22 protein-coding genes and 1 pseudogene are annotated in these 26,106 nt (G+C 69.5%); 14 read left to right on the forward strand and 9 right to left on the reverse strand.

Annotation, left to right across the window (positions count from 1 at the left end; all coding sequences use genetic code 11):
• Nucleotides 1–139 precede the first annotated feature (139 nt).
• Nucleotides 140–700, forward strand: coding sequence for a M15 family metallopeptidase (locus ACFWXQ_RS19970; RefSeq protein ID WP_383954003.1), 561 nt, complete (start codon nt 140–142; stop codon nt 698–700).
• A gap of 299 nt (nt 701–999) precedes the next feature.
• Here ACFWXQ_RS19970 and ACFWXQ_RS19975 read toward each other — a convergent pair whose 3' ends face one another.
• The 3 genes from ACFWXQ_RS19975 to ACFWXQ_RS19985 all read right to left on the reverse strand — a co-directional run bounded on the left by ACFWXQ_RS19975 (nt 1,000) and on the right by ACFWXQ_RS19985 (nt 3,716).
• A complete protein-coding gene (locus ACFWXQ_RS19975; protein ID WP_383954001.1) occupies nt 1,000–1,653 on the reverse strand; it encodes a class I SAM-dependent DNA methyltransferase in 654 nt (217 codons plus the stop codon).
• Between the two features lie 221 nt (nt 1,654–1,874).
• Nucleotides 1,875–2,333, reverse strand: a complete 459-nt coding sequence (locus ACFWXQ_RS19980; RefSeq protein WP_383953982.1) for an ALF repeat-containing protein — start codon at nt 2,331–2,333, stop codon at nt 1,875–1,877.
• Nucleotides 2,334–2,546: 213 nt separating this feature from the next.
• On the reverse strand, nt 2,547–3,716 hold the full coding sequence (locus ACFWXQ_RS19985) for an epoxide hydrolase (RefSeq protein WP_386268726.1): 1,170 nt from the start codon (nt 3,714–3,716) through the stop codon (nt 2,547–2,549).
• Between the two features lie 82 nt (nt 3,717–3,798).
• Here ACFWXQ_RS19985 and ACFWXQ_RS19990 point away from each other — a divergent pair, with 82 nt between their 5' ends.
• Nucleotides 3,799–4,374 carry a CGNR zinc finger domain-containing protein gene (locus ACFWXQ_RS19990; protein WP_383955767.1) on the forward strand — a complete coding sequence of 192 codons (576 nt, stop codon included), beginning with the start codon at nt 3,799–3,801 and terminating at the stop codon, nt 4,372–4,374.
• A gap of 134 nt (nt 4,375–4,508) precedes the next feature.
• Here ACFWXQ_RS19990 and ACFWXQ_RS19995 read toward each other — a convergent pair whose 3' ends face one another.
• Nucleotides 4,509–5,153 (reverse strand): DNA alkylation repair protein, encoded by a 645-nt coding sequence (locus tag ACFWXQ_RS19995; RefSeq protein ID WP_383955771.1) that lies wholly within the window; start codon nt 5,151–5,153, stop codon nt 4,509–4,511.
• A gap of 152 nt (nt 5,154–5,305) precedes the next feature.
• On the opposite strand from ACFWXQ_RS19995, the pseudogene ACFWXQ_RS20000 reads away from it, so the two are divergent.
• Nucleotides 5,306–5,448: pseudogene (locus ACFWXQ_RS20000) on the forward strand (sugar O-acetyltransferase); the annotation flags it as partial.
• 163 nt (nt 5,449–5,611) lie between these two features.
• Here ACFWXQ_RS20000 and ACFWXQ_RS20005 read toward each other — a convergent pair.
• Nucleotides 5,612–7,195 carry a glycoside hydrolase family 32 protein gene (locus ACFWXQ_RS20005; RefSeq protein WP_383955763.1) on the reverse strand — a complete coding sequence of 528 codons (1,584 nt, stop codon included), beginning with the start codon at nt 7,193–7,195 and terminating at the stop codon, nt 5,612–5,614.
• 150 nt (nt 7,196–7,345) lie between these two features.
• On the opposite strand from ACFWXQ_RS20005, the gene ACFWXQ_RS20010 reads away from it, so the two are divergent.
• Genes ACFWXQ_RS20010 through ACFWXQ_RS20025 form a run of 4 tightly spaced genes read left to right on the forward strand, consistent with a single transcriptional unit; the run spans nt 7,346 to nt 12,018 of the window.
• The gene (locus ACFWXQ_RS20010) at nt 7,346–8,755 is read left to right on the forward strand and encodes an extracellular solute-binding protein (RefSeq protein ID WP_383955760.1); all 1,410 of its coding nucleotides are present in this window, start codon (nt 7,346–7,348) and stop codon (nt 8,753–8,755) included.
• Nucleotides 8,752–9,723 carry a carbohydrate ABC transporter permease gene (locus tag ACFWXQ_RS20015; RefSeq protein ID WP_383955758.1) on the forward strand — a complete coding sequence of 324 codons (972 nt, stop codon included), beginning with the start codon at nt 8,752–8,754 and terminating at the stop codon, nt 9,721–9,723. Before ACFWXQ_RS20010 ends, ACFWXQ_RS20015 begins: the two co-directional genes overlap by 4 nt.
• A 22-nt stretch (nt 9,724–9,745) precedes the next feature.
• A complete protein-coding gene (locus ACFWXQ_RS20020; RefSeq protein WP_386268729.1) occupies nt 9,746–10,630 on the forward strand; it encodes a carbohydrate ABC transporter permease in 885 nt (294 codons plus the stop codon).
• Complete coding sequence (locus ACFWXQ_RS20025) at nt 10,627–12,018, forward strand: glycoside hydrolase family 32 protein (RefSeq protein WP_383954893.1); 1,392 nt, start codon at nt 10,627–10,629, stop codon at nt 12,016–12,018. The genes ACFWXQ_RS20020 and ACFWXQ_RS20025 overlap by 4 nt, the downstream gene beginning before the upstream one ends.
• Before the next feature lie 227 nt (nt 12,019–12,245).
• Here ACFWXQ_RS20025 and ACFWXQ_RS20030 read toward each other — a convergent pair whose 3' ends face one another.
• Complete coding sequence (locus ACFWXQ_RS20030; RefSeq protein WP_383954895.1) at nt 12,246–13,310, reverse strand: LacI family DNA-binding transcriptional regulator; 1,065 nt, start codon at nt 13,308–13,310, stop codon at nt 12,246–12,248.
• Nucleotides 13,311–13,374: 64 nt separating this feature from the next.
• Complete coding sequence (locus ACFWXQ_RS20035; RefSeq protein WP_383954891.1) at nt 13,375–13,734, reverse strand: hypothetical protein; 360 nt, start codon at nt 13,732–13,734, stop codon at nt 13,375–13,377.
• A gap of 160 nt (nt 13,735–13,894) precedes the next feature.
• Here ACFWXQ_RS20035 and ACFWXQ_RS20040 point away from each other — a divergent pair, with 160 nt between their 5' ends.
• The 3 genes from ACFWXQ_RS20040 (at nt 13,895) to ACFWXQ_RS20050 (ending at nt 16,095) form a co-directional block, all read left to right on the forward strand.
• The gene (locus ACFWXQ_RS20040; RefSeq protein WP_383954889.1) at nt 13,895–14,434 is read left to right on the forward strand and encodes a GNAT family N-acetyltransferase; all 540 of its coding nucleotides are present in this window, start codon (nt 13,895–13,897) and stop codon (nt 14,432–14,434) included.
• A 235-nt stretch (nt 14,435–14,669) separates the two neighbouring features.
• Nucleotides 14,670–15,212, forward strand: a complete 543-nt coding sequence (locus ACFWXQ_RS20045) for a pyridoxamine 5'-phosphate oxidase family protein (protein ID WP_383954887.1) — start codon at nt 14,670–14,672, stop codon at nt 15,210–15,212.
• 340 nt (nt 15,213–15,552) lie between these two features.
• A complete protein-coding gene (locus ACFWXQ_RS20050; protein ID WP_383954885.1) occupies nt 15,553–16,095 on the forward strand; it encodes an RICIN domain-containing protein in 543 nt (180 codons plus the stop codon).
• Between the two features lie 263 nt (nt 16,096–16,358).
• On the opposite strand, the gene ACFWXQ_RS20055 is transcribed toward ACFWXQ_RS20050, so the two are convergent.
• Both ACFWXQ_RS20055 and ACFWXQ_RS20060 read right to left on the reverse strand, forming a co-directional pair.
• Nucleotides 16,359–16,841 (reverse strand): hypothetical protein, encoded by a 483-nt coding sequence (locus tag ACFWXQ_RS20055; protein WP_383954883.1) that lies wholly within the window; start codon nt 16,839–16,841, stop codon nt 16,359–16,361.
• Nucleotides 16,842–16,918: 77 nt separating this feature from the next.
• The gene (locus ACFWXQ_RS20060; RefSeq protein ID WP_383954881.1) at nt 16,919–17,824 is read right to left on the reverse strand and encodes a hypothetical protein; all 906 of its coding nucleotides are present in this window, start codon (nt 17,822–17,824) and stop codon (nt 16,919–16,921) included.
• Nucleotides 17,825–18,211: 387 nt separating this feature from the next.
• Between ACFWXQ_RS20060 and ACFWXQ_RS20065 the strand changes: the two genes are divergently transcribed.
• From ACFWXQ_RS20065 to ACFWXQ_RS20080, 4 genes are all read left to right on the forward strand, one after another.
• Nucleotides 18,212–18,391, forward strand: a complete 180-nt coding sequence (locus tag ACFWXQ_RS20065) for a hypothetical protein (RefSeq protein WP_383954879.1) — start codon at nt 18,212–18,214, stop codon at nt 18,389–18,391.
• A 662-nt stretch (nt 18,392–19,053) separates the two neighbouring features.
• A complete protein-coding gene (locus ACFWXQ_RS20070; protein ID WP_386268733.1) occupies nt 19,054–22,254 on the forward strand; it encodes an FtsX-like permease family protein in 3,201 nt (1,066 codons plus the stop codon).
• On the forward strand, nt 22,251–25,145 hold the full coding sequence (locus tag ACFWXQ_RS20075) for a hypothetical protein (RefSeq protein WP_383954334.1): 2,895 nt from the start codon (nt 22,251–22,253) through the stop codon (nt 25,143–25,145). Before ACFWXQ_RS20070 ends, ACFWXQ_RS20075 begins: the two co-directional genes overlap by 4 nt.
• A complete protein-coding gene (locus ACFWXQ_RS20080) occupies nt 25,138–26,103 on the forward strand; it encodes an ABC transporter ATP-binding protein (protein ID WP_383954332.1) in 966 nt (321 codons plus the stop codon). Before ACFWXQ_RS20075 ends, ACFWXQ_RS20080 begins: the two co-directional genes overlap by 8 nt.
• Nucleotides 26,104–26,106 lie beyond the last annotated feature (3 nt).

Below are 26,106 nucleotides of genomic sequence, written 5' to 3' on the forward strand. Positions count from 1 at the left end.
ATCGTCGGCGTCTCGAAAACTGCATACGTGCTGGCAACACCTTGCTGCCTTGACTGGCAGCATGAACCAAAATCCACCATCAGCACGATCAACGACCCGCCGGATTGGCCGGCTCCCTGTCGTTGGCCTGGTGATCGTCATAGCAGCGATCACAGCAGCCCTCGGCTACCAGCTGTCGCAGACCTCGTCTTCCTTATCGGCCCTATTACCCTCGAACACTCTTCGCATCGATCACCGTGGTGCGCTCGGAGAGGCAGATGGCGCCGTCCCCGACGGTGTGACGGTCTTCGACGACGAGATTCCGGCCGTGGTCAACCTCGACCCAGATCTGCTCAAGGCACTCCGACAGGCTGCAACGGATGCCGCGGGCGACGGAGCCGAGTTCTACGTCAACAGCGGTTGGCGTTCCCCGGAGTATCAGAATCAGCTTCTTCGCGAAGCGGTCGCCAAATACGGATCCGAGGACGAGGCCGCCCGATGGGTGGCCACCGCGACGACGTCTCCTCACGTGTCGGGGGACGCGGTCGACATCGGGCACTCCGATACGACGGCGTGGCTGTCCAAACATGGTGCCGAATACGGGCTGTGCCAGATCTACAGAAACGAACCCTGGCACTACGAACTGCGCACCAACGCGATCGATCGTGGTTGCCCGCGTATGTATGCCGACCCCACCCAAGACCCGAGAATGCAACAGTGACCGGCGGTGAGCGAGGAGAGTCGCTGGCGTAGATGGACTCGGCGGAGCCGGACAGAGCGGCGCCGGCCGCAGGGACAGCGGCTCCGGTGCCTGACGCGCGGGCATCCGCCGGGCAACACACACCGGCGCCAGGCCAGGGCCCCGGAAGCGCGGCCGATGCTCGCGGCGCCGACGCTGTTTCCCGGCCTGCTCATGCTGCTCCGGGAAATCGCCCCAGAGACCGCAGCCGCGAATCGAGGGCTCTCGCCCGGACACACTGGTACCGCCGCCCATCTGGACGACACCGAGCGGCTTATGGCCTACCGGCTATCAGGGTGGCGGCGCGCGAGAATGATTCCCCCGAGCGTGCTCTCGGCCGAGGTGAGAGTCCTGTGTGCCTCGACGGTGAAGCCGGCTTCGTGGAGCCAGTCAGCCATGTGGCTGTGCTGTCGACGATGGACGTAGATCTTCATCGGATGTCCGCCGTAGCCCTGCGTCTTGAGCTGTGACTCATCACCGACGTGGAAGCCGATCAGCAGCGGGCCACCAGGCCGGACCACTCGCTTGAAGTGTGCGAAGACCGTGGTGAGTTCGTCGTCGGGGACATGGATCAGCGAGTACCAAGCGACGAGGCCAGCCATCGACCCATCGGCAAGGTCGAGATCGGTCATCGAGCCGAGCTCGAACCGTAGGCCGGGGTGATCGCGTCGAGCCACCTCGATCATCCCGGGCGACAGGTCGATCCCGAACGTGTCCACGCCCAGGTCACTCAGGTGGGCCGTGATCCTCCCTGGCCCGCATCCCACGTCCGCGACCGGACCCCCGCCACTGGTGCGCACCTGGTCGGCGAACCGTGCCAGGAACGCGCGCTCATCGGGCGTTTCATCCAGCAGGTTGCGCATATGGTCCGCGTAGCTGGCGGCGACAGTGTCGTAGGACGCCCGAGTCTCTTCCAGCCAACCGTCAGTGTTCAGTTCGATTCCCACGACGGCAGGCTACCCAACAGCCAACACGAGTTGACTCCCAACGACGGCCAAGAGCATGTCATTTGGACCATGTCGGGCTCCGGGGCCTGGCACGCACTTCTGCCGCGCTGTCGCCAGTCGCCAACACTCCGCGCTGACTCCCTCCTCCGCCGTGCAACTGCACGCACCAGGCCCCGCTCCCTGATCCGACCCAATCCGAACGACAGGCTCTAGCCGTCGACCTCGTACTGGCCGACCTCAAGGAAGTAGCGGCGTGCTTCCGGGGTGTTGTCGTCCAGGGCCGCGTTCGCCGCCGCGCGCAGGGCCTCGCTGATGTTGGGATCGGCCAGTATCCGCGCGATGGCTACACGGTCGTCCTCGGCCTGAGCGAGGCGGTAACCGGTCTCGAGCCAGGCGCGCATCTCCTCCACAGTGCCGTCGTCGAGGAGTTCGTTGGCCTCTCGGGTCACTCGCTTGCTGCTGTCGGGGTCGGCCAGGATGCGGAGGATCGCGATGCGCAGGTCGTCCGCGTCCATTTCGTCGTAGGGGGAGCCCGTGTCCGCCGCGGCTGCCGCGGCCGTGGCGATCGACGGTGTCGTGGCGGTGGCGGCCAAGGACGGAGTGGAGAGCAGCAGGGCCGGAGCGAGGGCGCCGGCGGCCACGGCGAGCGTCGCGCGGGTCAGTCTCACGGGGTCAACCGCCTTGTGTCGTAGTCGTGGAGTGCAGCGGATCATCGTCCCAGGGGGAGCCAGGCCGGGTATCTGTCTGGATCACGCAGTCTTCACGGGTTCCACATTGCCGACTGCCTGCCACTGGGCAGCTTCGATGAGCTCGGCCCGGAAGCCCTCGGCAACGCCTTGAGACGGAACAGGCGGTGATCGAGTGCCGGCACCCTGCCGCGCTCACCGATTGGCGGCCAGTACTGCCGCGAGGCCCTCTTGCAGATCTTTGACGAAATACTCGGGAACCTCCAGCGACGGGAAATGCCCCCCGTTTTCGGGCGACCTCCATCGGACGATCTGTCGGTACCGCTCCTGTGCCCAGGGGCGCGGACACTTTTCGACGTCGCGGGGATACATGGTGATTGCTGACGGGACGTCGACGCGAAGCTCGGGATCGAGTGAGTTGTGGCTTTCGTAGTAAATGCGGGCCGATGATGCGCCGGTTCGCGTCAGCCAATAGAGGGTGACGTTGTCAAGAATGCTGTCTTTGGAAATCGTTTCGAACGGGCTGTCTTCGGTGTCCGACCACTCGGCGAACTTGTCAAGGATCCAGGCAAGGAGCCCGACCGGTGAGTCGACGAGCGAGTAGCCGATGGTCTGCGGTCGGGTCGCCTGCTGCTTGGCGTACGCCGCGCGGTGGCGCCAGAAATCGCGGGTCTCCTCGGTCCACTTGCGCTCGACCGCCGTCAGCCCGTCCGTTGTCAACCCGGGCGGTCCCTCCGCGAACGTGGTGTGGATGCCGAGAACGTGCGCCGGGAACCTGCCGCCCAGGACCGTGGTGATATTGCCGCCCCAGTCGCCGCCGTGGGCTGCGAACTTGTTGTAGCCGAGCCTTCCCATCAGTTCCACCCATGCGGCCGCGATTTTCTCGGTTCCCCACCCGGTGCTGTCCGGCCTGTCGCTGTAACCGAAGCCGGGTAGGGACGGGACCACGACATGGAACGCTGGCGCGTCTGCATCTTTCGGGTCTGCCAGCTCGTCCACTACGTCGATGAACCGAGCAACGCTGTCTGGCCAGCCGTGCGTCAAGAGCAGAGGAGTGGCATCTGTGCGAGCGGATCGGCGGTGCAGGAAGTGGATTCCCAGATCATCGATGGTCGTACGGAACTGGCCGATCCGGTTGAGGCGCTCTTCGAACGGCCGCCAGTTGTACCCGGTGCGCCAGTAGTTCACGACTTCGACGAGGTCGGCGAGAGGAACGCCCTGTTCCCATCGGCGAGGGCCGGGCGCGGCGCGCTGGGTCTCGGCCTCCGGTAGTCGCGCCGCGGCCAGTCGCGCGCGCAGATCGTCGAGGTCGGCGTCAGCCGCGTGGGCTTCAAATGCTTGCACGTCGCTGGTGAGACGGGGCATGAGACCTCCTGGCCATCGTGGAACCGGCTAAGACGGTTCTAGCAGTTCACTGAGCTACGCCGCAACCGGCTAAGGTGGTTCCATGCGCGCTGGATTCCCTGACTTCCGCCTCGGCAACGTGCTGGCGACCAGCTTCACGGGGACTCTGTCGGAGCGTCATGGCGACGCTGTGGAGCGCATTCCCACGCCGCACCGACTCGTCGACTGGCTGGCGGTGAACGGCCTCGCGGTGGACTCATGCACCGCTGCCCAGCTCGACCTCGCTCGGGAACTCAGGGAGTCGATTCACGCCGCCGCGACAGCGGCCGCGATCCAGGACGCTCTTCCTGCGTCTGCTGTCCAAGTCATCAATGACTGCAGCGCTCAGGGTCGGGCCGCGGCGGTCCTGACGCCCGAGGGCAAGCGGCGATGGCGGCTCGGCTCGGCTTCCTGCGTGGAAGATGCCCTCGGTGTGATCGCCGCCGACGCAGTCAGCATCATCGCAGGCGAACGAGACGGAAAATTGGCCTTGTGCGCATCACCAACCTGCCAAGCCGCTTTCTTCGACACGAGTCAAAGTCGCACCCGTAAATGGTGTGACATGAACACGTGCGGGAATCGTCAGAAGAAGGCACGCTTCAATGCCAGCCAGCGCAAAGACCCCAGATCAGCGGAGTGATCGTTACCTCGGTACATCCAGGGCAGCCCTGCATGTTCTCCAGCCGTGGGCCGACGCGAGGTCCTCACCGCCGGTTGGGATCGGGTGCTGTGTTCTGGGAGGGGGTAGCGGACCGAGCGGGAGCGCGAACCTTCCTACTCGTCGTGCTGTCGGCGCAATATCTCGGTGATCCAGGTGGGCGCGAACGGAGAGGTGCAGCCCGGGGAAGTCGGGTAGTCCTTGAGCACCTCCAAGCGCTCACCGATGTCGATCGCACGGGTGCGGTGCTCGGGGTGCTCGATTCCGATCTGAGCCAGACAGTGGTTCATCGCCCACTGCAGGCGATCCGGGGCGTCTTTCATCTCCACCTCGATGACATCGAGCAGTGCTGGGAGATCGAGTACCTCGGGCTTCTTTGCCACGCGTTCGGTGGTCAGCGCCCAACCGGCACTTGCGACCACTGGATCCGGATCGGCGGACCAGGTCAGACGCAGTTCTTCGGAGTGCGGGTTCTTCTTGACCACGTAGTTCACGAGCCAGTCGTGCACCTTGGGGGTGCGAGCCTCGCGCAACATGGCGTCCAACTCGTCACGCTCGAACGCCTTCGGGCGGCAGATCAGGATCGCCAGCAGTCGTGCCGCGGTGTCATCCGTTTCCCAGAGGCGGCGCGCGAGTTCCTGCTGCGTCTTGAGCCGCTTCGCGAGCGCGCGCAGCTTGCTGAGGTTCACACCGTGATCGTCACCGTGCTTCTCGTTCACCTCGCGTGCTTTCGGGTCCTCGAGTTCGGCCAGCTCGGCCATCACCTCGGCCACCGTTGTCTCGGTCAGCGCCGTCTCGGCCACCTGAGCCTCCTGTCTGTCACGAGCGAGATTCAGCCTACGACGGAAGCCGGCCTCCTGTCGTACACGCCGGTTCGGCGGCAGCCGCCGATATCGAAGCCAACGCGTGGCTCGGCGCTGCGGTCACGGTTCTCCCGGCGTCACGATCGGACGCGGTGCCGTGGTCGGAGCTGGAACCGTCGTCACGAAGGACGTTCCACCCAACACCCTGGTGACCGGGCGAGCTGAGTTCGTGCGCAAACGGTGGAACGACTGAACCAGGAGGTCAGCAGCAGCCCTGCTGACCTCCTGAGCGGCCCACGAGCCTGCGAGCTCCTCGGATGGAGTGGTACGTGGTCGCATGGGCGTGGTGGTTGTCGCCGGCAAGGTCCGGGGAGAGCCACGTTCGCCCGCGCGCGTGACGGGCCTCACTCCGAGAATTACACCGAGAACTCCCGTATCACCGTGTTCCGGAACACCGCGCTGCCGCCGATCGTGAACAGCGCGAGCCGGGTGTCCAGCAGGTAGGGGAACACCTGGCTGGTGTGCACGTAGCGGCCGTCGTCGACGAACATCTCCACCGACGTGCGGTCCACCAGGATGCGCAGCTTCACCGTGCCGGCGGACGGGTTGAACGGGGTGTGGCTCTCCTGCCACTTGCCCGACGTGTCGGCGTTCACCGTGTTGCGTCGGTTGAGGAAGGCGTAGTTGGCGTAGATCCCGGCGTCGATGTGCCGGCCGCCGTCGGGTGAGCGCCTCAATTGGAGGCCTGCGCCGGTGAGTTGGGACCAGGTAATCTCGGTCGTCACCTCGTAGGAGATACCGGTGTAGTTGAGCACCTTCGTGCCGTCCACGGTCAAGTCGCCCAGGTTCACCGTGCGGGAGACGTACGAGTCCAGGCCGGCGACGGGCTGGGAGGCGAGGTAGTAGGTGTTGTCGGACGCCTTCTTCAGGGTGATCTCGCGGACGATGGAGTCGGTGCCGTTGAAGCCGTCGCAGTCGATGGTGGGGGTGGTGTTGGCGTAGTCCCAGTTGTTCACCCATGCGATCGCGTACCGGGCGGCCGCGTCCACCGCGCCGCTCGCGCTTCGCTTCTCGAAGGTGACGGCGCCGTACCAGTCCCAGCCGTGGTCGAGCCACCGCGGGTCACTCGCCTCGGCGGTGAACGTGGTGCCGTCGAAGGAACCCGTCCAGTACGCGTACGTGTTGGGCAGCCCCGAGCCCTTCCCGTTGGCGCTCACGCCGAGCACCCACTTCACGGTGCCGTCGCCGGCGGTGATGCGGAACAGGTCGGGGCACTCCAGGACGCCGATGCCGCCGTGGACGAAACCACTCACGTACGTCCAGGACTTGAGGTCGCCGGAGTGGTAGAAACCGACCTTGTCGTTCTCGGCGAGGGTCATCACCCAGCGGCCCCGCTCCTCGTCGCGGATCACCTTGGGGTCGCGGAAGTCGGCGACGCCAGGGTTGGCCAGGACGGGGGCGGTCCCGTGGTTGGTGAAGGTGAGACCGCCGTCGGTCGAGTAGTACAGGTACTGCGCCTGGCGGTCGGTGCCTCCGCCGGGGGACATGGTGACGATGACGACGACCGCGCCCGCGCCGAACCCGGCCGTGTTGCCGGTGTCGACCACCGCCGAACCTGACCAGAGATCGCCGTTGGGTGTGGTGTCCTTGGGGACCGCGACCCCTCGGTCGGTGAAGGAGACCAGGTCGGTTGTGGTGGCCAGGCGCCACGCTGTGCCGACGGCACCGGTGAAGTAGTCGGCGTTGTAGAGGTAGTAGTAGCGGTACTCGCCGTCGATCCAGACAGGCCGCTGTGGGTCGTTCTTCCACTGGTCGGGGACCGTGAAGTGGTACGCGGCGCGGTAACTCGCCCCGCTCGCAACAGACTTGGTTGCGCTGTCAGCCGTGGCCGTTCCTGTGGGCAGCAGCGCGGCGGCGGTCCCCGCCGCCGATCCCGCGAACAGTGATCTCCTAGAAATCCCTGATGCAATCCCTGATGAAATCCCCGAAGTTCCGGGCATGGCACATCGTTCCTCTCGTGCGGCTCATGTGAACGAGGACTGTAGACCTAACTCGTTAAAGGTCAAGCCTTCCCGACCCTTGACAGTGCTGCCGCCCGGTTCCCATCATCTGGGGCATCACCCCTGATCTAACACGAGTTAGGCCCGTTGATGACTGACTCGCACTTCCCTCGCCGCACGCTGTTGCGGTACGGCGCATACGGGGCCGGAGCAGCCGCCCTTGCCGGGACCGCCGCCAGCTGGGACCGGCTCACGGGAGCCGACATCCCCGGCCGTGACGACGGCTCCCTCGTCGTCGCCACCCTCGGCTCCGCCTTCGACCCGGCCACCGTCGACGCCCTCACCAAGGGCTTCCACCAACTCCACCCGGACATCCCGCTGCGAGTGAACGCCGTGCAGGCCGTCGACTGGTCGGACTTCTTCGCGAAGATCCTCACCCAGATCGCCGCGGGCACCGCACCCGACCTCGTGTATGTGGCCACCGAGGGCGTGCAGTTGTTCGCCCAGAAGCTCGGCGTGCCGCTGGACCGCTGGGTGCGGCGGGACGCGGCGGAGCTGCGTGAGTACTTCGCCGACGTCCACCCCTCGCTGGTCGAGTCGATGATGTACGAGGGCAACCTCTACCAACTGCCGGTGGAATTCAACGCCGCCGACATCTACCTCAACAAGCAGGTGCTGAAGCGGGTGGGCGCAGGGTTCCCGGCGGCCGACTGGACCCGCGACGACTTCACCACGCTGCTACGGGAGATGAAGCGCGCCGGCGACACGCACTTCACGCCGTACTTCTGGACCAACCGGCTCTGGGGCGGCGTAGTGCCCTGGCTCTTCGCGAACGGCACGAACCTCCTCAAGGAGTCGAAGGCGCCCGGCGGTTCCTGGCTGTGGGACAGCTTCTATCCGGCCGCCGACCGGCGGGGACGCGGCGGGGGCTTCCGCTGGACGACCCCGCAGGCCACCGACGACCGATTCGAGGAGACGTACGACTATCTCGCCTCCCTCGTCCAGGAGGACCTGTGCACCCGGCCCGAGGGCGGCAACGGCAGCAATCTGGTCGGGGTGTTCTCCACCGGCCGCGTCGGCGTCACCCCGGCGGGCGGATTCTGGGCGGGCGGCCTGCACCTGGCCGGCATGCAGGCCGCCGACTACGACGTGCAGTACTTCCCGCGCTGGCGCACCCAGCGCCACCAGTTCGGCGCGGCGGGCTACGCGCTGCTGCGCACCTCGAAGAAGCAGGAAGCCGCCTGGGAGTTCATCAAGTACGCGGCCCGCAAGGACACCATGACCCGGCTGTTCCAGGGCAACCAGACCACCCCGGCCCGCCGTTCGATGCTGAACGCCGCACGCTACGCCGAGACCGGCCCGGCCCACTGGCAGGTCTTCTACGACACCCTCGACGAGTTTCCCGACACCGGCCCGATCCCCGCGCCGCCGCAGGTCGCCGAGGTGACCGACGTCCTGCTCAAGTACACCGGCACCGCGCTGGCCTCGCCGCGTGCGGTGGGCCCCGCGCTGCGCCGGATGCAGGGCGACCTGGAGCAGGCCATGGAGCGTGAGATATGACGAACACTCAGGTCCCCAACTCCGAGGCACCGGGCGTACGTTCGCGGCCCGCCGCACCACCACCCGCCGTCGCCCGACGCCAGCCGTCCGCCCGTGACCGGGGCGCCCGGCTGCTGGCCGCGCTGTTCCTGGCGCCCACGGTCGTCGGCATCGTCGTCTTCACGGCCGTGCCGATCATCGGGTCCGTCGTGCTGAGCCTGTTCCACTGGAACGTGATCGACCCGCCCCGCTTCGCCGGCGGCGCCAACTACCGCACCACCTTTACGGATTCGACCGTCCTGGTCTCCTTCCGCAACACGCTCCTCTTCATGGTGTTCGCGGTCGCGCTGCAACTGCTGATCGCGCTGTCGCTGGCGCTCGCGCTGAACGGGCGGATGCCGATGTGGCTGCGGTCGGTGTTCCGTTCGGCGTTCTTCTTCCCGCTGGTGCTGTCCGCCGCGTCCATCTCGGTGGTGATGAAGTACCTGTTCAACCAGGACTTCGGGGTGGTGAACTGGCTCATCGGCCTGGTCGGTATCGCGCCCGTGCCCTGGCTGACCTCAGAGAACGCGGCGATGGCCACGGTGGTCCTGGTCTACGTCTGGCAGCAGTTCGGTTTCTCGTTCCTGCTGTTCGTCGGCGGTCTGAACAACATCCCCAAGGAGATCCACGAGGCCGCCGCCCTCGACGGCGCGACCGGCCTGCGCAAGCACCTCGGCATCACGCTGCCGCTGCTGTCGCCGACGCTGCTCGTCGCGTCGGTGGTCGGCATCATCAATGCCCTCCAGGTCTTCGAACAGCCCTACGTCCTCACCGACGGCGGCCCCGGCGACGCCACCCGCACCGTGGTGATGGTGATCTACGAACGGGCCTTCGAGCAGCTGAACTTCGGCGAGGCATCCGCGGTGGGCGTGCTGCTCTTCGCGCTGATCATGGCGGTCACCGCCGTCCAGTTCCGGCTCAGCCGGCGTTTCGTCCACTACCAGTGAGCCGGTGAGCCGCATGAACGCTATGAGCCAAGCAACCCCGACCCTCAAAGCGACCCCGAACGCGCCCCCGACCCTGAGTCGCGTACGTCATTCACTCGCGCCCTGGACCCGGATCGCCGCACTGACCGTGTGCGCCCTGCTGACGCTGGGTCCGGTCATCTGGACCGTCTCCACCTCGCTGCGCACTCCGGCGCAGTCCTTCGACCTGCCCCCGCAGATCATCCCGACGCACCCGACGGCCGAGGCCTACCGCGGGGTCTTTGATCAGATCGACGTGTGGCTGCTCGCCCTGAACTCCACGCTGGTGACGGCACTGATCGCCGTCGGCCAGATGATCACGGCGGGCCTGGCCGGATACGCCTTCGCGCGCCTGGAGTTCCGCTTCAAGAAGCCGCTCTTCGGCCTGGTCCTGGCGACCATGATGGTGCCGTTGCAGGTCACCATCGTGCCGGTGTTTCTGGTGCTGAAGTCGATGAGCCTCACCGACACCCTCCTCGGCCTGATCATCCCGGCCTTCCCGACGGCCTTCGGTACTTTCCTGATGCGCCAGTACTTCCTCGGTATGCCGAAGGACCTGGGCGAGGCGGCCATGCTCGACGGCGCGGGGCCCTGGCGGATCTTCCGCTCGGTGTACGCGCCGCTGGCCGCGCCCGGCCTGGCGATCGTCGGCGTGCTGGCCTTCAACTACCACTGGAACGAGTTCTTCCGCCCGCTGATCCTGGAGACCTCCGGCCAGAACTACACGCTTCCGCTGGGGCTGGTCTCCCTTCAGGGCAACCTCGGCACCGGCTCGATCTCCGTCGTCCTCGCCGGTGTCGTCCTCTCGATGCTCCCCGCCGTCGCCGTGTTCGTCGTCGGCCAGCGCCCTCTGCGTGAGGGCATCACCTCGGCAGGAGTCAACCGTTGAGCCATGACCCCAACGCGCCGCGTTTCAGGGTCCGTCCGCCCGCCAACTGGATCAACGACCCCAATGGGCCGTTCCGTTGGCGGGACCGCTACCACCTCTTCTACCAGCACAACCCCGACGCACCGGTGCACGCGAACGTCCACTGGGGCCACGCCTCCAGCCCCGACCTCGCGCACTGGGACCACCACCCGATCGCCCTCACCCCGACACCCGGCGGCCCCGACGAGGCCGGCTGCTGGTCGGGCTGCGTGACCGACGACGCGGGCACACCGACCGCCGTATACACGGGAGTTGACCACGCGCACACCGGACTCGGCACCATCTGCCTGGCGCGGGCGGCGGATCCGGACGACGAGCGGCTGACCGAGTGGAAGCCGCTGCCGACACCGGTGGTGACCGGGCCGCCGCCGGGCCTGGACGTGGTGATGTTCCGCGACCCGTTCGTCTTCCACCACGCGGACAGGCGCTGGGCCCTCGTCGGGGCCGGACATGCCGACGGCACGCCGTCGGTCCTCCTCTACGACTGCGACGGCCTGACGGACTGGCGATTCGCCGGTGTGCTGCTGGACGGCAACGACCCTTTGGCGGCTGGGGTGTTCGGCGACAAGTCGGTGGGCTGGGAGTGCCCGCACCTGTACCGGACGGCGGGCGGGGAGCATGTGCTTCTGGTGTCCCTGTGGGACGGGGATCCATGCTCCACCGGATACCTGACGGGCCGTCTGGAGGCTGATGGGCAGGACGCGTTGAGGTTCGTGGCGAGGGTTGGCGGCCGGCTCGACCAGGGGCGGGACTTCTACGCTCCCGCCGTGCTCCAGGAGCCGGACCGCGCGCTGCTGTGGGGCTGGTCGTGGGAGGCCCGCGAGCAGGAGGAGACGGATCGGGCCGGATGGGCGGGCGTACTCACGGCACCTCGGGTGGTCGACGTCCACCCCGACGGTTCACTGTGGGTGAGCCCGGCCCCGGAACTCGAACTGTTGCGCCCGGCCGAGCCGTTCGTCACCGCGCCGGGCCGGGTTCCGCTTCCACAGACGTACGACCTGACGGTCACCGCATGTGAACCGACCACGGTGATCCTGCTCCGGGACGCGGCGGGCCGGGAGCTGACCGTCCGGGCGGACCCCGCCTCGGGGACCGTCGTCCTCGACCGCAGCGCCTGGCCCCGGACCGGTAGGGAAGGCTCCGCCCCGATCACCGTGCAGGTGCCGAAGGGGACGGAGCTCGCGCTGCGGCTGCTCGTCGACGGCTCGCTCTTCGAACTCTTCGTCGGGGAACGCGCGATGGTCACCGAGCGGGTATACCGGCGCCCCGGTGACATTGCCGAGCTGGTTGTCGACGGGCCGGGTGTTCGGGTCGTCGGGTGGGCGCCGGATCCGAGGAGGCGCGGCTGACCAGGGGGCGGGGCGGGCGCGGGCCAGGTGCCCGGTCACCGCGCGGGCGGGCGGACCCACGGAAGCGCGGCTGACCAGAGTGCAGGCCACACGCGGACCGGGTGCCCGTGCCACCGGATGGGCGCGGCACCCACGAAGGCCCGACTGACGGACCGGGTGCCCGTGTCACCGGATGGGCGGCGCACCCGTGAACGCACGACTGACCACACACAGGCCAGGCGCCCAGGTCACCGAGTGGGCGCCGGCCCCACAGAGGCCCGGCTGACCACAGGACAGGCCAGCCGCCGGACCGTCGCCGGCGGCGTACGGCCCGCTTCGATGGCGTCCAGGAGCAGCCGGGCCGCCGCCTCGCCCATCGCCCGGTGCGGCAGCGCGATGGAGGTGAGCGGCGGGGTGAGGAACGCGGCCATGTGCTCCTGGTCGTCGTAGCCGACCACGGAAAGATCGGCGGGCACGTCGATTCCGAGCCGGGTCGCGGCGTGCAGGACGCCCGCCGCGACCCGGTCGTTGTAGCACAGGACGCCAGTGGGGCGACGGCCCGGCTCGACCCCGTCGAGCAGGTGCAGCGCCCCCGCGTACCCCGCGGAGATCTCCCCGCCGCCGCGCACGATCCACTCCTTGGGCACGGTGACGCCCTCGGCGCGCAGCGCTTCCCGGATGCCGCGGGTACGTTCCGCCGAGGCGATGTCGTCCAGACCGCCGATCACGGCGAGCCGGCGGTGGCCCGCACCGAGCAACAGCCGGGCCGCGGTACGGCCACCGGCGCGCTCGGCCGGGACCACGGCGGGCAGGGAGTCGTCCTCGGGCAGGCAGTTGGCCAGTACGGAGCGGGTGCGGTGCAGGCCTGCGGGGACGCGGACCCGGCGCAGTGACATGGCCGCGTAGATGATGCCGTCCACACGCCGGTCGAGCAGTTCCGCGACGGCCGCGTCCTCCTTGACCGGGTCGCCGCCGGAGTCGACGGTGAGGATGAGATGGTCGCTGTCCCAGGCGGTCTCCATGGCGCCGCGCAGCAGCCGGCCGGCGAACGGCGAGGACGCGATCTCATCGGTGACCAGCCCGATCACGGCCGTACGGCGACGGCGCAGACCGCGGGCCACCGGGTCGGGGCGGTAGCCGAGGCGGGTCGCGGCCTGCCGGATGCGTTCCTGGGTGGCGGGCGAGAGGTTGCCGTCGGCCCGGCCGTTGAACACGAAGGACACCGCCGTGTGCGACACACCGGCGAGCCGGGCGACGTCCCGTGACGTCGGGCGCCCGGTGCCCGTGTTCCCGCTCTCCTCGGCACCGCCCACGCCGTCCGCCGCCCTCACCCAGCCCGTCCCTGTCGATCACCGTCCACCCTATCCGCGGGAAGCGCTACAGCACCCGGGGGATCCTCAGGGCGCCGAAGTGTGGGTGTCCGATGTGATCACCGGGTTCCCCGGAGGGCGGGGACCGCTTCGGACTGAGCGTAGGCACGTCATCCGCCGGCGATGCCGACCCACCGGCCCGGCGGAGGGCAGCACGGGCCGGACCGCGCGAGCCGCTCACGACGACCGGGCTGTGGTGGCGCAACCGACTGGCGCCCTCGCCGAAGGTGACGTCCTTGGTCCGGTGGACGGTGTTCTCGATGACCCGGTGCGCGCGTGCCCGGGCCGCGATCCTCTCCGCGGTGGCCTGCTCGGCGCGCAGACCGGTGACAGCGTAGGCGGTCTCGGCGGTCTCAGCGGTCTTCACCGAGGTAGCCGAACCCGGTCCAGCACCCACCGCCACCCCCCGGTCCGTGGCCGGCATCTGCGCCGAACGCCGTCCCAGCTCTCCTCGCCCTGAGCGTCGCAGGCCGGGGAGCCAAGTGATTCCCGCTCGGTTGGTTTGACCGTCTGTTAGCGTGCCGCGGATGGAGGATCTGGGACTCGCGGTTTGGCCGCCTGAGCCGGTCAGGACTGAGAGGCTTGTGCTCCGTGGGTCCGAATCGCGGGACCGTGCGGCGTTCATCGAGCTGCTGACCTCGTCGGAGGTGCACACCTACCTCGGTGGTCCCCGGCCGTGTGACGAGCTTGAGCGCGAGATGCCTGAGGTGCCCGAGCGGTGGCCTGGGAGTTTCGTCGTTGATCTCGACGGGTCGATGATCGGCCAGATTCTGCTGAGGAGGGCAACGGGGCACCGTCGTCCGGCCGCCGTGGGGAAGGTCGATCTCGGCTACCTGTTCCTGCCACGGGTGTGGGGATTCGGGTACGCCGCCGAGGCGTGCGCGGCGGCACTCGGCTGGCTCGCCGACACGCTTCCTGGCGAGCCGGTGGTGCTCACCACCCAGACTGCCAACGTCGGCTCGATGCGTCTCGCGGCGAAGCTGGGGTTTGCCGAGGTGGAGCGGTTCGAGGCCTGGGGCGCCGAGCAGTGGCTCGGCATGCGGTCTCCGGTCACGCCGTCCCGTTGAGTTCGCGACGGAACCGCCGGGGCACGGCACTACCTCTAGGCCGTTTCGACGCTGACAACTCGGACGAGGACGGCCGGGCGCTCTGGGCGGCTCACGGCACCGTTCATACGACTCGACGGACACGTGTCCGTCGAGTCGCGAGGAAAGTTCGGCGAGGATGTCGAGAACGGCGTGGTGACTCCGTCCCAGGGGCAGAAGCGACCACCGTGGTCGCACGGCCCTCAGGAGGCACGCCATGACGAACGACCAGATCACCGAGATCCTCAATCGCCCGCTGAGCCAGGAGCTGCTGGCTCGTGACCTCTGCCGCCTGGCCTACGTGGCCAAGGACGGGACACCGCGGAACATCCCGATCGCCTTCGCCTGGAATGGCAAGGAGGCCGTGATGTGCACGTCGAAGAACGCCCCGAAGCTGGCCTCGCTCCGGCAGAACCCGGCCGTGGCCATCACGATCGACACCGAGGTGCACCCACCCAAGATCCTGCTCGTCCGTGGCACTGTTGAACTCGACGAGGTCGACGGCATTCCCGAGGAGTACCTCGAGATGAACGGCTCCTACAAGATGACGGCCGAGCAACGGGTCGAGTGGGAGGCCGAGGTCCGCTCGCTCTACGACGGCATGGTCCGCATCGTGATGACGCCGACGTGGGCGAAACTGATCGACTTCGAGACGACCTTGCCCAGCGCCGTCGAGGAACTCGTCCAGCAGCGTGCGGAACGTCAGCAGAAGAGCGGCAACAGCGTGCGGTCCGACGTGTCAGGGACATCGAGGTCGTAACCATCCGGCGAATGGAGCGAGCCGCCCGGTCTCGACCGGAGAAGTCCCACCATCCGGCCGAAGCCGTCGTGACCGCTACCAACACGAGGAGGGACCTGAACATGCGACGGCTCACTGTCCAGCCGTGGGCCACCGTCGACTTCAGTCGAAACAGTACCTCGGCCATGGCGTGCGGCACCGGGCCGCAGCAGGGTAAATGGGGGCTGCTACCTGAGGTCGAGACCGCTACTGGAGCGAGGACGGTACTCGTTCGAGGGGTTTGTCCGCTCAACCCTGTTCTCTCACGTTCACGTTGGGGAATCGTGGTGTCCTGATCACCCCATTTGGAACAGGAGGAATCTTGACGCTATCGCGTACGCGGCGGGCAGTGGTTCTTGCCGGGCTGCTCGCCGCACTGGCATCCGTCGCACCGAGTTCGGGTGCCGTTGGGCAGGCCGCCGATCCCTCGCCACGCGCTGCGGTCGGTCCCTTCCAGGTACGGAACCAGGGCACGGGCCGCTGCATGGGCATGCCGGCAGGCGACGACCGGATGCGGGTGTGGAACTGCACCAGCGAGCCGTACCAGCTCTGGGACCTGATCGCCGACGGCCGCGGCCGCTACCACATGGTCACTCGCAGGGACGGCCGCTGCCTGGCCGGCTATGCCCAAGGGCCCAGTGGCTGGGCGACGTGGCTGAGCGACTGCGACAGATCGTTCACCAACGTGGATCAACTCTGGTACGTGGACGCCGCCCACAGCGCCGACCCCGCCCCGATCCGCAACCTCTTTGGCCGCGCCCTCGAACCCGACCGTGGATGGGGTGGGGCGAACGAGTCTCCGGTTGTGACCAATGACAATCAGGGACTGCCCAATCAGCAGTGGCGATTGATCTACGGGCCGTGAAACCGGCACGACTGCTGCTTGGGGTCAGCCCCCACGTGTCCTCAAGAACCATTGAGCGGACCATCAGCGGAGCCAGAGCCAGAGCCGGATCGCCGCGAGGGTGACCTGACCGTGCCGTTAAAGACGTACGCTCTCTTGTCGTATCTCGTTGCCACGGCGCGGTGTCACGCAGATCGCCCCGTCTCATATCTGACGGGACGACCTGCCGACGCGTCCGTCATCCGACCCTCGGACCGGCTCTAGGGCTCCAGGAACCCTTCCGGTCAGGTGAGCCAGCTGCCTGCCGCGCATCCGGCGGCGGTGACCCAGCGGTGAGACCCGATGCGGTCGTTCACGACCTGCCCCGGCCTGTTGTAGAAGTAGTTGTCCGTGAGGTTGTCGGCCCACAGCTCTCCCGGAGCGAGGCAGACGTAGCCGTTCTGATACTGGTAGTCCTTGTCGTAATAGAAGGCGACGACGTCCTTGCCTCCGACGAACCCGCTGTTCATCACAGAGGACGCCTCCTTGTAGGCGATCGTCTGGAACGCGCCGCTCTCGTCGCCCCAGAAGCGGTCGTCTCCCGGTGTCACACCGAGGAGGTTCCCGTCGCAGCCGTAGTCCGTCCACGCCCTCACGTTGCCGTCACGGCCCGGCCATTCCTGCTGACAGCGGTACTCCTGCGTCGCCGCCGCGGCAGAGGTGCTCGGTGCCGCAAGTCCGAGGCAGCTCAGGGCGATGACGGCGAGGGTTGTACCTGGTCTGCGCATGGCGTACTCCTTGGTGTCCGCCTCTGGGATGAGGCATGTGGGTTTCTCCACGGATGAGCCATGGAGATGATGGGCAGTCAGGCCCGTGGGCCGACGACCTTCTTGGCGCGGTCGAGCGCCTGGTGCTGCAACCGGGTGTACGTGTCGAGGGCTTCGCCGTACCGGTCGCGCAACTGGGCGACGTAGTGGCTCTCGCGCTCCTCACCGATGGGACGAAGATCGGTGTTTCGGGCGCAGGTGGCGTCGGCCACGGCGAGCTTCCGCTCGGCCTCGAAGGCCTTGGGCTCGGCAGCCAGGGGCGCCTGCGCGATCGCTGCTTGGCGGGACGCGCCCGGGTCCTTGTAGCTGTACCCCGCCCGTTTCATACACCGCGACCAGGCATTCTGTGCCGCTGAGAAGCGCTGGTCGGCCAGCACCTTGGGAACGTAGAGCGATCGGAGATGCCCGGCAGTCTTCTCGGCACGGAACCAGGCCCGGAGATCCCCGTACAGCTTCTTCTCCGACTTGGCCACGCAGCCACCCATCCGCTTGCGCAGGGTTCCGCCGCCGGGGATCTCGACGGCGATCACCGGCGCGTCGATCCCTTCGTCCAGGGCCTCGTCGTAGGCATGGCGTCGCTGCTCGGAAAGTCTCTTGCGGTAGGCGAGGTTGGGGTTGGAAGCCCGGGCGGCCGCGTCCTTGGCGTCGATGCGGCTGCCGTATCCGTGCTTGCGGGCCCAGCCGACGTCGTCCAACACGTAGCCGAGCGTGCGGCTTTCCTCCAGGCTGGGCCGCTCGGCCTCCCAGAACTCGAAACCCTGTCGTCTCATGCACGTGCCGATCAGCTGTTGTTGTGCATCCGAGATCCGCAACTGCTCGGCGTCGGTCAGTTGCCGGGCTCCTCCGGCCGACGGAGACGCCGTGCTCTGCGGAGTGTGCTGGGCACTGCCGCAGCCGGTGATGACGGCCGACACAAGGAGCAGGCTGATCACGGCCTTGCGCATGACGTCCTCTCGCGTTGGATTTGGGTGTGAACGGGACTGCTGCGCACGCCTGGGCCGCTACTGGCGCCCTCGAAAACGATGCGATGCGTACTCGGCCACGACGAGGGAGGGAGCGAGGGCAGGGCGACGGTGGAGTAGCAGCCCCCCGTGGGCCGGCGCCCGGTACACGACCGGACCCCTCGCAGGGGCCCTAGCCCCCGTACACATCGGTGATGGCGCCGCCGTAGTCGGCGTGCTGGTTCAGTTCAAAGCGGCCATGCTCAGCGTGGCGGCCGTACGGGTGCACAGCGACATGGCGCTCCTCGCGGCTGGATTGACAGGGGGTGTGCCTGCGCCCCGCAAGGCTAGAAGGGGGCCGACCGCACCGCTCCTGACAGATGTCAGGAGATGTCGGGGACGGCGAGCGGTGGTACCCCGAGCGGCTCCGTCTGTGGCTGGCTCGGCAAGATGGGCGGCTACGTAGCCGTTGCCGAGGAACTGCTGGAGAACGACTACGACGGGCCGAGTCGACTGCCCTCGCATGTCCAGCGGCCCACCTGGTGGGCTCGCTTCTTCGGCTTCTTCTGACGCTCACGCCGACAGGGGCAGGCCCGGGCCCGCCAGGTAGCCGTCGATGACCTCCGGCCGGTACTGGAGCATCTTGAGCTTGGGCTCACGGCTCGGGGCGGGTGACCTGGCCGAGGTCGGCGGCGACCAGGTTACCGATGCCGCCCTTGACCAGCGACCAGATGCCCTCCTACGCGTCTAGGTATCCACGGCTGCCCTGCTGCTGACACCCGGTGCCTGTGTCCGACCCGGCATCCCGGCTTCACCATCACCCTGTGCTGGCCTGCACCCTGATCGTCGGCACTCGCACTGTAAGTACCAGCAGCTCCGTCTTGCACGAGGTCAGGTCGCTGTGCGCCGTCTGCACAGCGGGCATGACGCGCGCGGCTTCGCCGTTGGTGTGCTCCCCGCTCGTGACCGCGTCGCGGCGAGAGGGACTCGACCCGACCCCCCGCAGCCTCGCAAGACGTTCCGGAGGAGCACCGTGCTGATCGTCGACGGCATCGCATATCAGCCACGCCCTAAGTTGCCGCTGCCGTGGGGCGATCGGCGGGGCCGATTCGGACGATTGCGGGTCTCGGACTCACGGACCCATACTGTGGCTGGCCGTACGGGGGGAGACCGGCGAGTTGAGCGGGAGACGTGCGCCTGCGGCAGTGCGTGGAACCGCGCACCATGGCCTGGTGCTGGGCGCCGCGGGCCTTGCGGTGCTGCTCGCTGCGACTGTTCTGGCCGCGCTCGCGGCGCTCACCGAGAAGGCCGTCGAGGGCGGGATACAGCGGCGGCTGGCCCGTGACCCGGCCGCGGTGGTCGAGGTCTCCGGAGCGTACCGGCCGCGCGGTGCGGGAGAAGTTGACGGTCTGGTACGCGCTGCCGTCGGCCGTGCCTTCGGGGGCGTACCGCATCACACGTGGTCCGCGTTGCGGGTCCCGGCCAGTCGGTCCGCCGCACTGAGTGTGACCGAGGCGGACGGCCGTCGGCGGGACGACGCCGTCGTCACTCTCGTGGCCCTCCAGGAGCCGCAGCGGCATGCCGAGTTGGTGGCGGGGCGCTGGCCGCGGGCAGGTGCGGCCGGTGGCGGGACGGTCGAGACCGCGGTGAGTGAGGTGTTTGCCGCGGAGCTCGCGGTGCGGCCCGGGGATGAGCTGCGGGTGCAGCTCGACAGCGGGCGGCAGGTGCGGATGCGGGTGGCCGGGCTGTACCGGGTGGGCGGCCGCAGCCCGGCCGTATGGGCGAGCCTGAGTCCCACCTTCAGATCGCCCGATTCGATGGCGCTGGTGTCGCGTGAGGCACTGGCGGCTGTGCCGGATCTGGCTGGGGACGCCGATGCGTTGTGGCTGGGTGTGCCGGACACCGGCGGTCTCGGGCTCGGTGATATCGGGCCGTTGCAGCGGCGTGCCGACGCGTTCGGCGGCAGTGACGTTTCGCTGTCCGTGTTCCGCGGTGCTCCGCTCCCGGCCGGGTCGGCGGCGGAGCTCGAGGTCAGGTCCACGCTCGACAACGCGCTCGATGACCTGACGACCCCGATCGCGGTGGCGCGCGCAGGCCTCTACATTCCGGCGACGCTGCTTGCTGCCTTGGCTGCTGCCGCTCTCGTGCTCACTGCGCGTCAGCTCGCCGAGCATCGTCGTGCCGAGCTTGCGTTGCTGGCCGCGCGGGGTGCAGGAACGTTGCGGCTGGCTGTGGTGACGGCGCTGCAGTGGGCGGTGGTTGCGGTGCCGGCGGGAGTGGCCGCGCCGTTCCTTGCCGGTCCGCTGCTGCGTCTTCTGGACGGGGCCGGTCTGATTCCCGGCGATGTGCCGACGACCGCGACGTTGGCGGCGGGCTGGGTGGCTGCGCTGCTGGCTGTCGTGGTGCACGGTACGGCGTTGCTGTTGCCGACCGTACGGACGGTGCGGGACCGGCAGGCGGTGCGCAGGCTCCGGCTGCGTCTGGGACGGTTCGCGGGGGTACAGCGGCTGGGTGCGGATGTGGCGCTGGCCGCTGTCGCGGTGCTGGGCTGGCTGCAGCTGCGGCAGTACCGGTCGCCGGTCACCGGCGGGGGAGTCGACCCGGTGCTGGTGCTTGCGCCGGTGGCGATGACGTGTGCGGCGGCGTTGCTGGTGCTGCGGGCGCTGCCGCTGGCCGCGCGGATCGCCGATCCCCTCGCGCGGCGTGGTACCGGACTGGTGCTGCCGCTGGGCGGCTGGCAGATCGCGCGGCGTGCTGCGCGGCATGCCGGTCCGGCGCTGCTGGTGACACTGGCCCTGGCCGTTGCCGCGCTCAGCAGTACCGCGCTGGCCATCCTGGACCGCGGCGACCACGATCAGGCGGTGTTCAGGGTCGGCGCCGACCTGCGGATCGTCCCCGGCGAGCGGCTCGCGACGGCCGAGCGGCGCGCCGCGTACGGCGCGCTGCCGGGCGCCGGGGCGGTGACTCCGGTGGTGGAGGCGAACGGCTACCTCGGCCAGAGCTGGGTCACCGTCACCGGTATCAACACCGCACGCGGTCCCGCTCCCGCTCTGCGTCCCGACCTGAGCGAGCGGCCGGTGTCCGAGCTGGTCGCTCCGCTGGGCCGGAACATTCCCGTCCACGGGCTGCCGTTGAGTGGTGCGGCGGGTGAACTCCCGTTGCGTGTGCGGTTGTCCGCCGACGGGCCCGGCACTCCGGTACCGCTCACGCTCACCGTGCACTTCGTGGACGCCGACGGTCTCACCCGAGCGAGCGAGGCCGTCCTGACGGACACCGGCGGCACGGCCCGTACCGTACGTCTGAAGGTCCCGGTCGCCGGCGAAGGCGCACGGATCGTCCAGCTCGGTGTGAGCATGACCGGCGAGAGGGTACGGCGTACCTATCAACTCTCCGTCGACCGCGTACCCGGCCTGACCCGGCCTGCTGCCTGGCACGATCTGCGTACCGATGCCCCGGACCGGAAGATCGCCGGCTGCCCCGGTGCCAAGGCGCGCCGGCTGCCGGGCACTGCTCCAGGGCCGGTGCTGTGTTCGGATCGGCCGGAGTCCGGCACGCTCCTGGACGCGGTGCTGCGCGGACCGGACACCTCACTCAAGTACCCGACCTGGAGCGTGCGGCTGGGCACCGACCGGGCCAAGGGGCGTCCTCCTGTGCCGGCGCTGGCCGACCGCATGCTGCTGTCCTCCGGTGTGGCCCGGGTGGGAGACACGGTCACGGTGCAGCGCGCCGGTGGCGGCACCGCCCGCATCAGGATCGTAGGGAAGATCGATGCGGTGCCGGGCGCGGACCGTGACCGGCCGCGGCTGCTGGCCGATTCCCGGGCATTGGCCGCCCAGTTCGTGCTCGGCGGAACCCTGCCCGCCGCCGAGTCCGCCTGGTGGGTGGCCGCCGAGAACGGGGACGCGACGGCCGCGCTGAAGGCTGTACGTGCCGATCCCCGCCTGGGTACGGCCGTCGACGTGCCGCAGATGCGGGCCCGACTGGCCGCCGATCCGCTGCGGCAGGGGGCACGCGGGGCACTGACCCTGTGTCTGGTCCTGGCGCCGGCGTTCGCGGTCGTCGGTTTCACTCTGCATACGGCGCTGTCGGTGCGGGCCAGGACACGGGAGTTCGCGCTGCTGCGGGCGTTGGGTGTGCGGCGCGGTCAGTTGGCGGCGTATCTGTGGACGGAGCAGCTGGTGCTGGCCGCGGTGGCGGCCGTGCTCGGCACGCTGCTGGGTACCGTGCTGGCCGCGCTGGTGATGCCGGTGGTGACGGTCGATGACACCGGAAGACCGGTCTACCCGGGGCTGCTCACCGACGTGCCCTGGGCCCGCGTGGCCCTCACGGCGGGCGCGACGACCCTGGTGATCTGCGCGGTCGTGACGGTCGCCGCCCGCTTCTTGGGGCGGGTCGATCTGGCGCGGGTGCTGCGTGCGGGGGAGGACCGGTGAAGGCGAGGCGCCCGGTACGGCCGCTGCCCTGGGTCGCTCTGCGCCAGGTGCGCGCCGATGTGCCGTTGTTGGTCTGCCTGGCCGTGCTGGTGGCGCTGCTCACCGCTGTTGCCGCCGCGGGGCCGGGGCTCCTGGACCGGCTGGCCGGGCGGGCATTGACCTCGCGGCTGGAGCAGGAGCAACAAGTGGAGCCCGGCATCCTGTTCAGCGCGCGGTTCGAGCCGGCGGACAGCGCTGACGCCGATGCCTGGGCGAGTGACCTGGCCGAGGACCTGCTGCCGGTAACCGAGGTGATCGCCAACGCGGCTCCCGACGCCCTGAACGGCGGCCTCGTGCACGACTCGACGCGGGTGGAGCTGCCGACCCTGGACACCGTGACGAGGGCGGGGAAGGTGGGGCTGGGTCTGGTGTATGCCTCCGACGCGCCGAGCCGCGGGGCCTACGTGGAGGGGCGGCCGCCCGCCCGGAGCAGTGAGGGTCGTGCGGGTGTCGAGGTCGCGGTCTCCACCCGGACTCGCGATGCGCTGAAACTGCGGCTTGGGCAGAAACTCCCGCTCAGCCCCGGCGCGTTGGACAAGGTCCAGGCCACCGCCGTGGTCGTCGGGTTCTTCACGGCGGACGACACCGACGCCAAGAGCGGCGACGCCAAGAGCGACGATGCCAAGAGTGTCGGCACCAAGGGCGGCGAGGCGAAGAGCGCCGGTGCGGCGGGCGGGGACCGGCTGTGGCGTGAACTGCCGTTGCTGGCACGCCCGTCGCGGTTTCCGCCACGTACCGCCGCCGGACTGGACTGGGAGGCCCGCGCGCTGGTCGCGCCCCGAACCGTCACCGCCCTGCAGGCACAGTCCGGAGCGGCCCTCACGGTCACCTGGGGGATGCGACTGGACCTCGATGCGCGGACCGCGGCACGGTTCGCCGGGGAGCGGGGCGAGGGCGAACTGCAGCGGCTGCTCGTGCGCTACCCGGACGACGCGCGGTCCGTGTTCTGCGGGGACATCGCCGACTACGGCGGCACGTACTGCGAGATCGGCCCGCACCCCGCCTCCACTCTGCAAGACAGCACGCACCTTCCCGATGTGCTCACCGACTTCGGCCGGCAGTGGCGCCAGGGCCGCGTCGTGATCTCCTTCGCGCTGGCCTCCCTGCTGGTCGTCGGGCTGCTCGCGACCGCGGTGACCGCGCTGCTCGCCGTGCGCCGCAGTCTGGACGCGCATCGGCTGCAGCGGGCCCGCGGCGCCTCCGCGACAGGTCTGGCGCTGGCGAGGGCACTCCACACGGCGCCGGCCCTGCTGCTCGGGCTCGCGGCGGGCATCGCCGCCGCCCGCTCACTCCCGGGCCCCGCGCCCGCCTACCGGCACGCCCTGCTGGTCGCCGCACTCATCTGGCTGCTGCTCCCTGCCCTGACCTGGTACGCCCTGCGCGACCGCAGCGCGGGTACCGGCCACGGGACCGTCCCCTTCGCGGCGGGCCGCCGCCTCACCGTCGAGGCGGTGGTCCTGCTCTTGGCCGCGGCCGGTGTCATCGCGCTGCGGAGCCGGGGCACGGCCACCGACGCCGGGGGGCCGGACCCGCTGCTGGCCGCGGTGCCCGCGCTGCTGGGACTGGCCACCGTCGCCGTGCTGGTGCGCTGTTACCCGCTGCCGGTACGGATCCTGGCGCGCTTCTCGGCCCGGCGGCGCGGCGTCGTGGCCCTGATCGCGCTGTCCCGGGCCGCGAAAGAAGCACCTGCCAGGGCCCTTGCCCTGCTGGTCCTGGTGGTGACCTTGGCCGGCGCGGTGTTCGGCGGCCTGGTGGCCGGAACACTGGCTGACGGGCGCCGTGACGCCGCCGCATGGCAGGTCGGCGCGGACGCCTCCTACCTCGGCGCACACCGCAGTCCGGCCATCGCCGAGCGGCTGGCCCAGGTGCGAGGGGTGAGCGAGACCGTCCGTGTCCGGCAGCTGCGCGTGGACCCGACGAGCGCGACCAGCGGCAGCCGGTACGGCATCGCGAGCCTGGTCGGCATCGACGGCGTACGCCTGCGGGCGGCAGCGCCCGGCTCGCCCGCGGCACGCGCACTGGAGGCCGCCGGGCTCACCGGCCCGCGGCAGCCTGGCACGGACATCCGGGTGCTGGCCACCGGGGCCCGCGCCGGCGACCGGCTCACCCTCACCTCGCACGGCAGAACACTGCGCCTGTACGTCGCCGGCCCCGTCCCCGACGACGTACTCCAGGACGCTGCGCTCGGCCCGGTCCGCGGCACGACACCGCCCAGGGAGCGGCTGCTGCTGGCCGACAACAGGGACCTGACGGCCATCGGGGCAAGCGACTTCGAGGGATCCGCACTGCTGCTGTACGGCCCGCGCCTGGACGTCCAGAGCTTGCGGTCCCTGGTGCCGCGTGCCACCAACGACACGGGCGTGGGTGAACTGCGTATCCGCTCCGAGGAACAGGCGGACGCCGAGGCCGACGGCATGATCGGCGTCCTGCGGGCCGCACACACCACGTGCACCGCGCTCGCGGTGCTGCTGGCCCTGCTGGCGCTGGTCCTGGAACTCCTGCTGTCCGCCGAGGCACGCGGCCGCACCACCGCCTACCTGCGCACCCTGGGCCTGGGCGGCCGGGCCACTGCCGGGCTGCACCTGCTGCAGCTGCTGCCGATGGTTCTGGCCGCGGTGGCGGGCGGCACCGCCCTGGGCCTGACGCTGCCGGCACTGCTGGGCCCCGCCCTGGACCTGCGGGAGTTCACGGGCGGACCCGCCGCCCCCACTCCGCACCCCGACCTGCTGCTCACCGCTGCTCTGGGCGCAGGCTTGGGCGTGCTGGTGGCGCTGGCGGTAGGTGTGGAGACCTGGATCGGACGGCGCCGCGGGCTCGGCGCGGTCCTGCGACTGGGGAGGAACGGTGACTGACCCTCACGCCGGCGACCTGCGCCACCTGGAAGAGAAAGCCCGCGAAGCCCAGCGTCCGCACACCGATGACGGGCTCGTCGTCTGCGACAACCTGGTCCGCGTCTACCGCACCGACGAGGTCGAGGTCCAGGCTCTCCAGGGTCTGGACCTGGTGGTCGAGGAGGGTGAGTGCACGGCGCTCGTCGGCGCGTCCGGATCCGGCAAGTCGACCCTGCTGTCCATCCTCTCCGGACTCGACCTGCCCACCGCGGGCCGCGCCCGGGTCGCCGGGCACGACCTGCTCGCGCTGGGGCGCCGCGAGCGGCTCGGCTACCGCCGCCGCACGGTCGGCTTCGTATGGCAGCAGACCGGGCGCAACCTGCTGCCCTATCTGACCGCCCTGGAGAACGTGGCCCTGCCCATGAAGTACGTACGTGTGCCGCGCCGTCAGCGTGCCGCGCGTGCCGCCGAACTCCTCGACGTCCTCGGCGTCGCCTACTGCCGCGACCGGCGGCCGACCGAGCTGTCCGGCGGTGAACAGCAGCGCGTGGCCGTCGCGGTCGCCACTGCCAACACCCCGCGGGTGTTGCTCGCCGATGAGCCGACCGGCGAGTTGGACACCGCCAGCGCCGAGGAGGTGTTCGCCGCGCTGCGCCGCGCCAACGAGGAACTGGGCGCCACCGTCCTGGTCGTCACCCACGACCCGCTGGTCTCCGGGCAGGTCCGCCGCACGGTCCGCATCCGCGACGGCCGCACCTCCACGGAGACCCTGCGCGGGCCCGGTGGTGGGGGCGCGGAGGAGTACACCGTCCTTGACCGCGCGGGCCGCCTCCAACTGCCCCGGGACTACGTGGAACGCTACGGCCTGAGCGGCCGCGTCCGCCTGACCGAGGAACCGGACCACGTGGGGGTGTGGCCCGACCGAACCGAACACCCACCCGCCGCCGACCCGGCCCCCGACCCCGGCCCTTCGGCCTGACCG

Origin of the sequence: Streptomyces sp. NPDC058697 (assembly GCF_042715345.1) — a bacterium.
Taxonomy (GTDB): Bacteria; Actinomycetota; Actinomycetes; order Streptomycetales; family Streptomycetaceae; genus Streptomyces; species Streptomyces liliifuscus.